The sequence below is a fragment of the Arthrobacter sp. NicSoilB4 genome, from assembly GCF_019977335.1.
Taxonomy (GTDB): domain Bacteria; phylum Actinomycetota; class Actinomycetes; order Actinomycetales; family Micrococcaceae; genus Arthrobacter.
The window spans coordinates 3,185,923-3,198,398 of the sequence record NZ_AP024653.1; the positions used below are offsets into that span (position 1 = coordinate 3,185,923).

Sequence of the window (12,476 nt, forward strand, 5' to 3'; positions counted from 1 at the left end):
GGACGGAGTCTCCCCTGCGTAGACTCGACAGCATGGAATCACCGGGGCCGAACGGCCAGCCCTCGTCCGGTTCAACCGCCGGGGAGTCCTCCGTTTCACCCGCCGGCGAAACCCCCGGGGAGTCCCTCGGGGCAGTCGTCGGGGGCGCTGCGGAGGCCGTGTCGGACAGCGTGATGCTCGACGTCGTCGCCCGATCCGGTTTTGCCGTCATGGCACTCCTGCACATCGTGATCGGCGCGATAGCCGTGGCGCTGGTCTTCGGCGCGCCGGGCCAGGCCGAACCCACCGGCGCCATCGAACAGCTCGCGGCCAACCCGTGGGGTCCTGCGGTCATGTGGGCGGGGTTCGTCGCCTGCGCCGGGCTCTCGCTGTGGCAGTTGAGCGAGGCGACCCTCCGCGCCAGGCACCTGCCCCGAGGGAAACGCCTCGGCAAGCTGGTTTCGTCCGGATTCCTCAGCATCGCGTACGGCAGCGTGGGGCTGAGTTTCGCCGGTTTCGCGCTGGGGAACCGGGGCGATTCCGGCGACTCCACCCGGGACTTCAGCACCGTTCTGGTGAATAGTCCGTACGGGGCGCCGGCGCTGGTCGGCTTGGGCCTGACCGTCATCGGGATCGGCGTCTACTTCATCGTCAAAGGCGCGGGAAAGAGGTTCAAGGAGGAGCTGGCCCACTTCGAGGGGACCCGCCGGGGCCACGTCATCAGCAGCCTGGGCGTGGCCGGCCACATCGCCAAAGGACTGGCGCTGATCCTCACGGGACTGCTGTTCGTGATCGCCGCAGCCACCAACGACCCCGGTTCGTCCACCGGCCTGGACGGCAGCCTCAAGGCCTTGCAGGACCACCCCTTCGGCCCCGCCCTGCTTCTGTTGATCGGTGCAGGATTCATCGCCTACGGAGCGTTCGCGCTGCTCCGGGCCCGCTTCGGGCGGATGTAGCCGGCTCCCATCCGTTGGCGGCGGCTACCCAGCTGCCTTCTGCAGCGGGACGACGTCGCCCTCCTGGTACAGTAGCGCCCGGACCTCGGATTCAGCGGAGTCCAGCCGCTTCGGGTCGATGGTCTCCCCCGCCGCGAAATGGTCCACGACCCGGGGGTCCACATAGCTCTTCCGGGCGATCGACGGCGTGTTGCCGAGGACCTCGGACGCGTCCAGCATGGCCCGGTTCACGGCCCGCTTCCGGGCCGACACTTTGGGTTGCGGTCCGGTCCGAGCCAGACTGGCAGCCGCCGCCACCGTCCCGCGCAACGTGCGGAAGTCCTTGGCCGTAAAGTCCTGGCCGGTGCGCTCTTTGACGTACTCATTGATGTCCGCGCTGGACACCGGGTGCCAGCTCCGGCCGTTCTTGTAGGCCAGCAGGCGGGCGTTGCCGCCGCGGCGCTTGAGCTGGCGCACGATGGCGGCAAGGTCGGCGTCGTGAATTCGCGATTCCCAGGTCTTGCCGCTCTTGGCGGGAAAGCTGAGCCGGAGCTCGTCCTTGCGCACGCGGACGTGGGCGCAGAGCAGCGTGGCGAGGCCGTGGCTGCCGTTTTCGTTCGTGTACCGCTCGGAGCCGACGCGCAGCGAGCCGCTGTCCAGCATCCTGAAAGCGGCGGCCAGCACCCGCTCCCGGGTGAGGCCCTCGGAGCGCAGGTCCATGGTGACGAGCCGTCGCGCGGCCGGCAGGGTTTCCGCGAGCTGGAGTGAGCGGTTGAACTTCAGCCGGTCCTTTTTCTCGCGCCAGCCCGGGTGGTAGATGTACTGGCGACGGCCCACCGCGTCGAGTCCGGTGGCCTGGATGTGCCCGTTGTCGTAGGGCGCGATCCAGACATCCGTCCAGGCCGGCGGGATGCCGATGCTTTCCAGCCGCTCCCGGACCGGCCCGGGCGCCAGGGTGGAGCCGTCCAGGTCCTTGTAGCTGAAGCCGGTCCCGGCCGCGACCCGGCGGTAGCCGCGGCCGGACGCGTTGCTGTGACGGAGCCTCATCGGCGGGGCCTTGGTCGATGAGCCATGGATGCGGGCGTCTTGGCCCGGCTGGTCTTGTCCATGACGGTAAGCCTACTGACTACCGCCCCGGATCGCGTACAAAACACAACAACGCGGGGTCACCTACGGCCCATAATCCCCTCCGGGATGGGCGCCAAGTGACCCCGCGTTGCTGTACCCGGGTCCGGTTAGACCTCCGCGGCCACTCCGCCCCGGGAAATTTCCACCATGTCCTCGCGCGGGACCACCTTGATGCGCTCGCGCTGGATGCCGCCGGCGTCGGCACTGGCCTTCTCGCCGAGGGACCGCTCGTGCGCGTCGAGGGCCAGCCAGCCCTCCCAGCTGGTGAACTGCACGCCGCGGCTCTCCAGGAGCTCGACGACGGCGTCCGGCGCGGGTGCCGCGGCCAACGGCAGGTTTTCGCGGTCCTCCAGCAGGTAGGTCACGGTCTCCAGCGCATCGCCCTTGGTGTGGCCGATCAGGCCGACGGGGCCCCGCTTGATCCAGCCGGTGGCGTAAATGCCCGGCACATGCGTGCCGGCGGCGTCCAGGACGCGTCCGCCGTCGTTCGGGACCACACCCCTGCTGTGGTCGAACTCGACCTCGGGCAGGGCGGAGCCGAAGTAGCCGATGGCGCGGTACACGGCCTGGACCGGGTAGTCGACAAACTCGCCGGTGCCGCGGGCGTTGCCGGTGCCGTCCAGTTCGGTGCGCTCGAACTTGATGCCGGCGACGCGGCCGGGAGCACCGGCTCCGCCGGTATTGTCCCCGTACACCTCCACCGGGCTGTGCAGGAAGTGCAGATGCAGCCGGCGGGACGCGGTGAGCTCGGAGAGGTCCTCGGGCTGCTCGGCGATCCAGTTGGTGAGTGTGCCCACCATGGTCTTGGTCTGGTTGTTGCTCTGGATCTGGCGGTCCGATTCGGCGTCGAACTCGAAGTCCTCGGCGTAGAGGATGATGTCCACGTCCTTGGAGTGGGAGAGTTCGCGGAGCTCCAGCGGGGTGAATTTCACCTGGGCGGGGCCGCGGCGGCCGAAGACGTGCACGTCGGTGACGGGCGAGGACTTCAGCCCGGCGTAGACGTTGTCCGGGATTTCGGAGACCAGGAGGTCGTCGGCGTGCTTGGAGAGCATCCGGGCGACGTCCAGGGCAACGTTGCCGTTGCCGATCACGGCGATTTCCTTGGCGTCCAGCGGCCATTCGCGGGACACATCGGGGTGGCCGTCGTACCAGGACACGAAGTCGGCGCCGCCGTAGGAGCCCTCGAGTTCGATGCCGGGGATGTTCAGGTCCGCGTCCTTGATGGCGCCGGTGGCGAAGATGACGGCGTCGTAATGGGTGCGGAGGTCCTCGAGCGAGATGTCGGTGCCGTAGTCAACGTTGCCGAAGAAGCGGATGTCGCCGCGGTCCAGGACCTTGTGCAGGGCGTTCACGATGCCCTTGATGCGCGGGTGGTCGGGCGCCACGCCGTAGCGGATTAGGCCATAGGGCGCCGGGTAGCGGTCGAAGAGGTCGATGCTGACGGTGAGCTCGCCGCTCTTGACGGCCTCGCTCTTGGTCAGGATGTCCGCGGCGTACACACCGGCGGGTCCGGAGCCGACGACGGCGATGCGCAGTGGGCGGGCGGCAGTTCCTACGGGGGTGTTCGTTGACACGGCTGTGTTCCTTTGTTCTTCTGCATCCGTTGCTCCATAACGGCCGTTTCGAGGCCTGATAACGGCAGGTATGGAGCAATCGACGGGGGTCAGGGGGTCAGTACGCGGGTCTTGGTGGTGCGGGGCATGCGGGGTGCGCTCGGGGTGGTGGTGCTGTAGTCCGCGGTCTTGAAGTGCGGCGGCGCGAACGGGCTGACGCGGACCACGTCACCGATCACGATCACGGCGGGGTTCGCGACGCCTGCGGCCTCCGCCTGGTCCGCGATGGTCCCGAGCGTTCCGATGGTCACCCGCTGGTCCGGCAGATAACCATTCTCTACGATGCCAACAGGCGTCTCCGCTGGCAAACCGGCGCGTCCCAGCGACGCCGCGGAATCGCGCAGCTGGCCCACGCCCATGAGCAGGATCACGGTGTGGTCGGCCCTGGCCGGGACTTCGGAGAGCTCCTCATGGCCGGTGACCACGCTGAAGCCCTTGGCCAGCCCGCGGTGCGTCACCGGGATGCCGGCGGCGGCGGGCACGGAGATGGCGGAGGTGACGCCGGAAACCACTTCAACCTCGACGCCGTGCTGCCGGCAGAATTCGGCTTCCTCGCCGCCGCGGCCCAGGACGTAGGGGTCGCCGCCCTTGAGCCGGACCACACGGTGTCCCTGCAGTGCTTCCTCGACGAGGATGCGGTTGATGTCGGACTGCGGGACGGGGTGGTGGCCGGGGGTCTTGCCTACCTCGATCACACGGACGTCGGGGGCCAGCTCGGCCAGGAGTTCGCGCGGGCCCAGCCGGTCCGCGACCACGACGTCGGCCTGGCCCAGGAGCCGGCGGCCGCGGACGGTGATCAGCCCGGAATCGCCGGGCCCTCCGCCCACGAGCGCCACGGAACCGGCCGTTGCGTCCGTCTGGGCCCGGCGCCGGCGCAGCGGCAGGTCCCCGGTCTCCAGCGCGGTGGCTACCGCGTCGCGCAGGGCCATGGCGCGGCGCGGGTCTCCCCCGGCGTTCACTGCGATCTTGACGTCGTCCACCACGGCGACGGCGGGAGTCCAGGCGGCGGAGGCCTCATGGTCGGAGGCGTTGACGCACCAGATGCGCTGCGCCTCGGCGTCGGCGGCAACCTGCGCGTCCACGGCGGAATCGCCGGTGGCGGTCTGCACGAACCAGACGCCGTCGACGTCGGAGCTGCGGTACTTGCGCGGCTTCCAGGTGAGGAGGCCGGCGCCGGCAAGGTTGTTCAGGGCCGGGCAGGCAAGCGGCGCCACGACGGTGACGCGGGCGCCGGCGTCGAGCAGTCCCTTGGCGCGGCGGGCGGCCACCGGGCCGCCGCCGACCACCAGCACGGGGCGGCCGAGGAGGCGCAGCGCCGTGGGGTAAATGTCCTGAATTGCCATGCATCGACGATAGGGCGGCGACATCTGGCGGAACAACGGTACGGAAACACCCGTTCACGCAGGGTAACGCCACGTCACATAGTTGTCGCCCATCAGCGTGCCGTCAGGTCGGCGTCACGCCGGTGCCGGGCCCTTGCCCGGGGCGGCCATGGCGGCACCGTCCGGGGGCACGGGCTACTTCACCGCGATGAGTTCGACCAGTTTGATGTCGGGGTCCTTGGACAGCAGCGTGGGGCCGTGTTCGCCGAGCGCGGCGGGGATGGCCCCATTGAGGTGCGCCTGCCGGTCCTCCTCGGTGTCGAAGGTGTCGAAGATGCCGAACGTGTAGTCGTTGACCCGGAAGGCGTACCAGGTCCGCGTCCCGGGTTCCTTCAGCACAATCTCCCGGCCCCCGTTGAGGAAGTCCCATACCTCTTGTTCCTTCCCCAGTTTGGCTTCGACCAGTGCCAGCACTCCATATTTTGGTGCCACGGCTGTCTCCTCAGAATCGGGCTGGATCGGCCGTAAAACCGGCCTATAGCCGTGAGTGTAGGCCTGCGCGTGACACCAGACAACAGCAACGCGGGGTGCCTACCGGGTGCTGCCGGCGAGGAGTCCACGACGGCGCAGCAGCCGCTTTTCGATCGGGCCGAACACCAGCAGTTCGATGAGGATGCCGACGGCGAGGATCAGCAGGATCGCGGACATCACGATGGTCATGTCGGACAGGTCGCGGCCCTGGTTGAGCATGGAGCCCAGGCCAAAGCCGATGCTGCCGCCGACGGCGATAATCTCCGCGGCCATCAGCGAGCGCCAGGAGAAGGCCCAGCCCTGCTTGAGGCCGCTCAGGTATCCGGGCAGCGCGGCGGGGAGGATGATCTGCAGGGCAAGCTGGAGCCGGGACGCACCCAGCACCTTCCCGACGCTGCGGTACTGCGGCGGGATCTGGTCCACGCCGGAGATCAGCCCGTTGATGATCGACGGGATGGCACCCATGAACACCACGAAATACACGGTGGCATCGGTCAGGCCGAACCAGATGATGGCTGCAGGCACCCACGCCACGGAGGGCAGCACCTGGAGCCCGGAGATCAGGGGGCCGAAGGCGCGGCGCAGCGGGGCGACCTGGGCGAGCAAGAGCCCGACCGGCGTCGCGACGGCAACGCTGATCAGGAATCCGATGAGCCCGCGCTGCAGCGAGGTCCAAACAGACTCCTGCAGCTTGCCCTCGGCCCAGAGGTTTCCGAACTGGCCCAGCACGTCGAGCGGCCCGGGGACCAGGTCGCGCCGCTTGATGCCGAGCGAGACGTAGAGCTGCCAGCCGACCAGCAGGACCGCGACCGCGGCGACCGGCAGCAGGATCCGGCTCCAGTCGATGCGGGCCTTGCGGACGGCGTCGGACTGCAGTGAATCCAGCCCGGCCTCAAGCTCGCGGAGGTCGGCCGAGCCGGAGGAGGTCCGGGTCAGGGCTGCGTGGACCTTGCGGGACCCGGTGTCTGCGCTCGGGATAAGGGACGTCTCGGCCGGCTCTGCGGCCTGCGCGTAGTGGGACAGAAACTTACTTGGCATGGCGGCGGATCTCCTCGCGAAGCCGGGCGGTGATTTCGCCGGTGAGCTGGCCGGCCAGTCCGGCGTCGGTGCGGTGCTCTTCGCTGACGTGCCATTCCCGCACGACGCGGCCGGGCCGGGAGGAGAGCAGCAGGACGCGCTGGCCCAGCCGGACGGCTTCCCGGACGTTGTGGGTCACAAAGACGATGGTGCGGCCCGTTTCCTTCCAGATCCGCTCCAGCTCGTCATGGAGCAGGTCCCGGGTGATCGCGTCCAGGGCCGCAAAAGGTTCGTCCATCAGGAGCAGCTGCCGGTCCTGGGCCAGCGAGCGGGCCAGCGCCACACGCTGGCGCATCCCGCCGGAGAGCTCGTGCGGGCGTTTGTCCCCCGCCCCGCCCAGGTGCACGAGGTCCAGCAGCTCGCCCGCCTTCACCCGCCGCTCGGCCTTGCCGGCGCCGCGCAGCTTCAAGGCCAGCTCGATGTTCTCCCGTGCGGTCAGCCAGGGGAACAGCGCCGCGTCCTGGAACATAAAGGCGGCGCCGTCGCTGGGCACCTCGAGGGCGCCCGACGTCGGCGCCTCCAGTCCCGCCATGATGTTCAGCAGGGTGGACTTGCCGCAGCCGGACGCACCGAGCAGGGCGACGAACTCGCCCTGCCCGATGGTGGCGTTGACGTCGTCCAGGACCGGGGCGCCGTCGCCGAAGCGCTTGCCCAGGTTTTCCAGTACGACTGGCATGGTCACGTCCTAACTTCTTTTGGCGGGCTGGGGGCGGGAACTTGCTAGTCCTTGCCGAGTCCCTGCGCTGAGACCTTGGTCCCGGTGGTGGCCTCGCCCAGGACACTGTTCAGCGCCGTGAGGTCGAAGATGCCGTTGATGTCGGCCTGGGTAGTGGTGCCGGCGTCCACGCCGTCCTGGAGCAGCTTCTTGTAGGTCCCGGCCAGGGGGTCGACGGTGTAGACGATGTTCTTGAGCGAGCGGTCGATCACGTCGGCGGGCAGGGCGGCTCCGGCGGATTCCTTGAGGGCGGCGTTGAGGACCGCGGACTTCTCGGCAGCGGGGGCCGCATTGAGCCAGTCAACCGATTCGACGTGGCCCTTCAGCAGTGCCTTGACCGTGTCCGGGTGCTCGGCGGCAAACTTCTTGTTGACGATCAGGACGGTGGTGATGAACTCGCCCTTCTCCCACAGGTCCTTCTCGTCGACCAGGACCTTGGCGCCGGCCTGGAGCACCAGCCGGGAAGCCCAGGGCTCGGGCAGCCACGCGCCGTCGAGCTTTCCGTCCTGGAACAGCTTCAGGGTCTGGGCGTTCTCGGTCGGGTTGATGGCGACATCGCCGCTGCCGTCAGTGTTGGTCTTGTACCCCTGCTTGCCCAGCCAGGCGCGGAGTGCCACGTCCTGCGTTCCGCCGAGCTGCGGCGTAGCGAGCTTCTTGCCCTTGAGGTCCGCGGGCGTGTTGATTTCGGGCTTGACCACCAGCTGCGCTCCACCGGAGGCGGCGCCGGCGATGATGCTGATCGATTCGCCCTTGCTCTTGACGTAGGAGTTGATGGCCGGGTTGGGGCCGATGTACGTGGCGTCGATGGCGCCGGCGTTGAGGGCTTCAATCGCGGCGGGGCCGGCGTTGAAGACCTGGGTGCTGAGCTTGGTCCCGCCAAGATTCTTGGCGACCAGGCCCTGGTTGACCCCGACGAGGGCAGGGGCGTGGGTGATGTTGCCGAAGTAGCCGAGCTTGAGTTCGGTGGCTGGAGCGTTGACGACGGCGGCGGGTGCGGCGGTGTCGTTCGCGCGGGACACCGTCGACGCGACGGCGGCGCCGGCGCCGATCAGCAGCACGAGGCCGACCGCCAGGCCGATCTCCAGGGTGCGCTTGCGGTTGGGCTTGGCGGACTCACCGGCGACGATCCGGGTGGTTCCGGGGGTCTGGCCCGGGGTGGGGTTATTCGCGGGGGATGACATAGAGGAGGTCCTGTTCGTGGGGGTGTGCGGGGAGGCCGGGCGGGTGGTCAGCGCCGGCGACATCGCCCCCGGAACTCATCGCGGGGGCCGTTTGAAAGCCGTTCCGTAGTTGTCATGGCTTCACCATAAGGATTGCCAGGAGCCCGGTTCAACGGCCCGGAAACCCGGGGTCACGCGGGTTCATGCAGCGTCATATGCGGGCCCGGCAGCCGGGCCCTTATGCGAATTAGTCGCCCTTGACGTTGACGAGCTGCCGGAGCTTGTGCCGGATCTTGACAAGGTCCGCGGAGTCGCGCATCACCTGGTCGATGGGTTTGTACGCCGCCGGGATCTCGTCGATGAAGGCCTTGCTGGGACGGAATTCGATGCCTTTCATTGCGGCCTTCAGCTCGGCCAGCGTGAAGGCCTTTTGGGCCGCATGCCTGGAGTATTCCCGTCCCGCGCCGTGGGGCGAGGAGTTCAGCGACCTGCGGTTCCCGAGGCCCACAACAACGTACGACGCGGTGCCCATGGAGCCGGGGATCAGCCCGGGGTCCCCCGCTTCGGCTCTGATGGCGCCCTTGCGCGAGACCCAGACCGACTTGCCGTAGTGGTGTTCCTTGGCAGTGAAGTTGTGGTGGCAGTTGATCCGTTCGGCCTCACGCACGGAGCCGCCGGTCCAGGTTTCAAACTGCCGGACCACGCGGTCCATCATTTCCTCGCGGTTCAGGAGCGCAAAGTGCTGGGCCCAGCGAAGTTCCCTGATGTAACGGTCGAATTCGGGCGTGCCTTCCTCGAGGTAGGCCAAGTCCGGGTGCGGCAGGGGGATGCGCCGGCTCCGGCTGATGCTCCGGGCCTCGCCGATGTGCCGCTGGGCGAGTTTGTTGCCAACGCCGCGGGAACCGGAGTGCAGGAACAGCCACACGATGTCCGCCTCGTCCGCGCACACCTCGATGAAGTGGTTGCCCGAGCCTAGGGATCCGAGCTGGAGCGTCCAGTTCGGGGCGTACTGGCCGGGGTCGAAGCGGGCCGTGGCTGCCATCCGCCGCAGCTGGTCAACCCGGGGCGCAGCGGTGGCGGTGATCCTGTGGTTGTAGTGGCCGGCCGACAGCGGAATGGCGTGCTCAATGCCCTCCCGCAGCCTTTTCCGGTCGGTCGGCAGGTCCTTCACGGCATACTGCGTGCGGACGGCGATCATGCCACACCCGATGTCAACGCCCACGGCGGCCGGAATGACGGCGCCCAGCGTGGGGATGACGGATCCCACGGTGGCGCCCAGGCCCAGGTGGGCGTCCGGCATCAGCGCCAGATGCGGATAGATGATGGACAGCCTGGCGGTGGTCAGGGCCTGCTCGCGGGTCTTGTCATCAAGAATCGACGCCCAGCTGATGAGCCTGCTGTTGATGACTTCCACTGCGCCTCCCACGACGATGATCGTGGTCCGCCTGCCGGGTGGCAAGGGTCAACAGGGTCGAATTCGCCGGAAACGCGCGAGCTCGCCGTAAGTTTCCCTGCGAGTTCGTGCGTTTCCGGCGACTCGGAAGTCTTCAGCCGGCAGGGCCTAGATGGAGTAGCGCTCGTCCTCGTGGTCTCCGGGGTGGTCCTTGACGAGGCCGGCGGCGAGGGTGTTGCCGTCCAGCGGGTCGATCACCAGGAACGCGCCGGTGCGGCGGTGGTGCAGGTAGTTCTCCAGCGGCAGCGGGGCCGCGAGGCGCAGCTGGGCGTGGCCGATGTCGTTGAGTTCCAGTGTGGAGGTGGGTTCCAGCTGGAAGGTGGCGAGGTCAAGCTTTCCGGTCACGTTCCGGACCAGGGCTTGGACCGTGCGGGTGCCGTGCTTGACCAGCACTTTGGCGCCTTCGCGGAGCGGCTTCGGCGACAGCCAGCACAGCGCGGCATAGACGTCCGCCGAAGCCTCCGGTGTTCTGCCCCCGGCGGACCCCGCCGCCGCGATCGTGTCACCCCGGGCGACGTCGAACTCGTCCGCGAGCCGCAGCGCGACAGACTGCGGGGCCACGGCCTCGGTGAGCTCGCGGCCGGCGAAATCAATGCCGGTGACGGTGGTAGTGCGGGGCGCCTGGCCCGGGGTCAGGACGCTGACCTGGTCCCCCACCTTCACGGAGCCTTCGGTGATCTGGCCCGCGTAGGCGCGGTAGTCGCGGTAGCCTTCGACGTCGAGCCCGCCGGCGACGGCATCGGGCGCCAGTGCGCCCTGCGGGCGGACGACGAGCTGGACCGGGAAGCGGAAGCTCTCCAGGTGGCTTTCGAGTTCGTCCGCGGCGGGCAGCGTTTCAAGGACTTCGAGCAGGGCCGGGCCGTCGTACCAGGGTGTGCGGTCCGAGCGGTCCACCACGTTGTCGCCGTCGAGTGCGGACACGGGGATCACCAGCAGATCGGCGACTCCATCCGCGCCTAGTCCAAGCTCGCGGCCCACTTTCTGCACGTCGGCCTCGATCCCGCGGAACACATCCTCGCTGAACTCGACGAGGTCGATCTTGTTCACGGCAACAATCACGTGCGCCACGCGCAGCAGCTGCAGCACGGACAGGTGCCGGCGGGTCTGCTCGAGGACACCCTTGCGGGCGTCGATGAGCACGACGACGGCGTCCGCGGTGGACGCGCCGGTCACCGTGTTCTTGGTGTACTGCACGTGCCCGGGGCAGTCCGCGAGGATGAAGCTGCGGCGGTCCGTGGCGAAGTAGCGGTAGGCGACGTCGATGGTGATGCCCTGCTCGCGCTCTGCACGCAGGCCGTCAGTGAGCAGCGCGAGGTCGATCGCTTGTGTGCCGGTCGCGCCGGAGCCGCCGAACCCGCGATCCGCGGAGGTGCGGGCGACGGCGTCGAGCTGGTCCGCGAGGATCGCCTTGGAGTCGTGCAGGAGCCGGCCCACCAGGGTGGACTTGCCGTCGTCGACGGATCCGGCGGTCGCGAAGCGGAAAAGGGAAGCGGATGCGAGCGCGAGGCCCGCTGCGGCGGCTTCGGGCACAGTAGCAGTGGTGCTCATTAGAAATAGCCGTCCTTCTTGCGGTCTTCCATGGCGGCCTCGGAGATGCGGTCATCGGCCCGGGTGGCGCCACGTTCGGTGATGGTGGACGCGGCAACTTCGATGACGACGTCGCGCACTGTGGCGGCGGCCGATTCGACGGCGCCAGTGCAGGACATGTCGCCGACGGTCCGGTAGCGGACGGTCTTGGTGATGACCTGCTCGTCCTCGCGCGGCTGCGAGACCTCGCCGACCGCGCGCCACATGCCGTCACGGGCAAAGACCTCGCGGTCGTGGGCGTAGTAGAGCCCCGGCAGTTCGATGCCTTCGCGTTCGATGTAGCGCCAGACGTCGAGCTCGGTCCAGTTGCTGATGGGGAACGCCCGAACATGCTGGCCCACGGTGTGCCGGCCGTTGTAGAGGTTCCACAGCTCGGGCCGCTGGTTGCGGGGGTCCCACTGGCCGAACTCGTCGCGCAGGCTCAGGATCCGTTCCTTGGCCCGGGCCTTGTCCTCGTCACGACGGCCGCCGCCGAAAACGGCGTCGAACTTGTTGCGCTGGATTGCGTCCAGCAGCGGCACGGTCTGCAGCGGGTTGCGGGTACCGTCGGCCCGCTCGGCCAGCTCGCCGGAATCGATGAACTCCTGGACAGAGCCGACGACGAGCTTGAGCCCCAGCCGCTCCACGGTCCGGTCACGGAACTCAATGACCTCCGGGAAGTTGTGCCCGGTATCCACATGCAGCACCGGGAACGGAACCTTGCCGGGCCAGAAAGCCTTCGTGGCCAGGTGCAGCATAACCACAGAATCCTTGCCGCCGGAAAACAGCAGCGCCGGCTTCTCAAACTCGGCAACCACCTCGCGGATGATGTGGATGGCCTCGGACTCCAACGTGTCCAAAGACGACAGACGGGCTGTCCGCGGAACCGCAGAACTAAGGCGCCCTGACTGCAGAGCCGGAGCAGCAGATGCCGCCCCGGGAGTGGCATCGGGCCTGCCGTAGCTGGACGGCATGCTGCTTGCAGCATTGCCGTCCA

Annotated in this window: 11 protein-coding genes; 1 reads left to right on the forward strand and 10 read right to left on the reverse strand. The window is 68.4% G+C overall.

The window, feature by feature from the left end; translation table 11 throughout:
- The first annotated feature begins 32 nt into the window (after window positions 1-32).
- Window positions 33-935 carry a DUF1206 domain-containing protein gene (locus tag LDO13_RS14525; RefSeq protein WP_224047395.1) on the forward strand — a complete coding sequence of 301 codons (903 nt, stop codon included), beginning with the start codon at window positions 33-35 and terminating at the stop codon, window positions 933-935.
- Window positions 936-959: 24 nt separating this feature from the next.
- Here LDO13_RS14525 and LDO13_RS14530 read toward each other — a convergent pair whose 3' ends face one another.
- From LDO13_RS14530 to cysD, 10 genes are all read right to left on the reverse strand, one after another.
- Window positions 960-1,961, reverse strand: coding sequence for a DNA topoisomerase IB (locus LDO13_RS14530; protein ID WP_224047396.1), 1,002 nt, complete (start codon window positions 1,959-1,961; stop codon window positions 960-962).
- A gap of 188 nt (window positions 1,962-2,149) precedes the next feature.
- The gene (locus LDO13_RS14535; protein WP_224047397.1) at window positions 2,150-3,616 is read right to left on the reverse strand and encodes an FAD-dependent oxidoreductase; all 1,467 of its coding nucleotides are present in this window, start codon (window positions 3,614-3,616) and stop codon (window positions 2,150-2,152) included.
- A gap of 89 nt (window positions 3,617-3,705) precedes the next feature.
- Window positions 3,706-4,998 carry a uroporphyrinogen-III C-methyltransferase gene (gene cobA, locus LDO13_RS14540; protein WP_224047398.1) on the reverse strand — a complete coding sequence of 431 codons (1,293 nt, stop codon included), beginning with the start codon at window positions 4,996-4,998 and terminating at the stop codon, window positions 3,706-3,708.
- Between the two features lie 174 nt (window positions 4,999-5,172).
- On the reverse strand, window positions 5,173-5,469 hold the full coding sequence (locus tag LDO13_RS14545; RefSeq protein WP_224047399.1) for an antibiotic biosynthesis monooxygenase: 297 nt from the start codon (window positions 5,467-5,469) through the stop codon (window positions 5,173-5,175).
- Window positions 5,470-5,568: 99 nt separating this feature from the next.
- Window positions 5,569-6,546, reverse strand: coding sequence for an ABC transporter permease (locus tag LDO13_RS14550; RefSeq protein WP_224047400.1), 978 nt, complete (start codon window positions 6,544-6,546; stop codon window positions 5,569-5,571).
- Window positions 6,536-7,261 (reverse strand): ABC transporter ATP-binding protein, encoded by a 726-nt coding sequence (locus LDO13_RS14555; protein ID WP_224047401.1) that lies wholly within the window; start codon window positions 7,259-7,261, stop codon window positions 6,536-6,538. The genes LDO13_RS14550 and LDO13_RS14555 overlap by 11 nt, the downstream gene beginning before the upstream one ends.
- 44 nt (window positions 7,262-7,305) lie before the next feature.
- Window positions 7,306-8,481 (reverse strand): ABC transporter substrate-binding protein, encoded by a 1,176-nt coding sequence (locus LDO13_RS14560; RefSeq protein ID WP_224047402.1) that lies wholly within the window; start codon window positions 8,479-8,481, stop codon window positions 7,306-7,308.
- 226 nt (window positions 8,482-8,707) lie between these two features.
- Window positions 8,708-9,874, reverse strand: coding sequence for an RtcB family protein (locus LDO13_RS14565; protein WP_224049797.1), 1,167 nt, complete (start codon window positions 9,872-9,874; stop codon window positions 8,708-8,710).
- Window positions 9,875-10,021: 147 nt separating this feature from the next.
- Window positions 10,022-11,461 carry a GTP-binding protein gene (locus LDO13_RS14570; RefSeq protein WP_224047403.1) on the reverse strand — a complete coding sequence of 480 codons (1,440 nt, stop codon included), beginning with the start codon at window positions 11,459-11,461 and terminating at the stop codon, window positions 10,022-10,024.
- Window positions 11,461-12,453: a sulfate adenylyltransferase subunit CysD gene (gene cysD / locus LDO13_RS14575; RefSeq protein WP_224049798.1), complete on the reverse strand. Its 993-nt coding sequence runs from the start codon at window positions 12,451-12,453 to the stop codon at window positions 11,461-11,463. Before cysD ends, LDO13_RS14570 begins: the two co-directional genes overlap by 1 nt.
- Window positions 12,454-12,476 lie beyond the last annotated feature (23 nt).

Coding starts and splice junctions, on each gene's coding strand:
- LDO13_RS14525 (WP_224047395.1), top strand. CDS start 33: ATGGAATCACCGGGGCCGAACGGCCAGCCCTCGTCCGGTTCAACCGCC.
- LDO13_RS14530 (WP_224047396.1), bottom strand. CDS start 1,961: ATGAGGCTCCGTCACAGCAACGCGTCCGGCCGCGGCTACCGCCGGGTC.
- cobA (WP_224047398.1), bottom strand. CDS start 4,998: ATGGCAATTCAGGACATTTACCCCACGGCGCTGCGCCTCCTCGGCCGC.
- LDO13_RS14550 (WP_224047400.1), bottom strand. CDS start 6,546: ATGCCAAGTAAGTTTCTGTCCCACTACGCGCAGGCCGCAGAGCCGGCC.
- LDO13_RS14555 (WP_224047401.1), bottom strand. CDS start 7,261: ATGCCAGTCGTACTGGAAAACCTGGGCAAGCGCTTCGGCGACGGCGCC.
- LDO13_RS14560 (WP_224047402.1), bottom strand. CDS start 8,481: ATGTCATCCCCCGCGAATAACCCCACCCCGGGCCAGACCCCCGGAACC.
- LDO13_RS14570 (WP_224047403.1), bottom strand. CDS start 11,461: ATGAGCACCACTGCTACTGTGCCCGAAGCCGCCGCAGCGGGCCTCGCG.
- cysD (WP_224049798.1), bottom strand. CDS start 12,453: ATGCCGTCCAGCTACGGCAGGCCCGATGCCACTCCCGGGGCGGCATCT.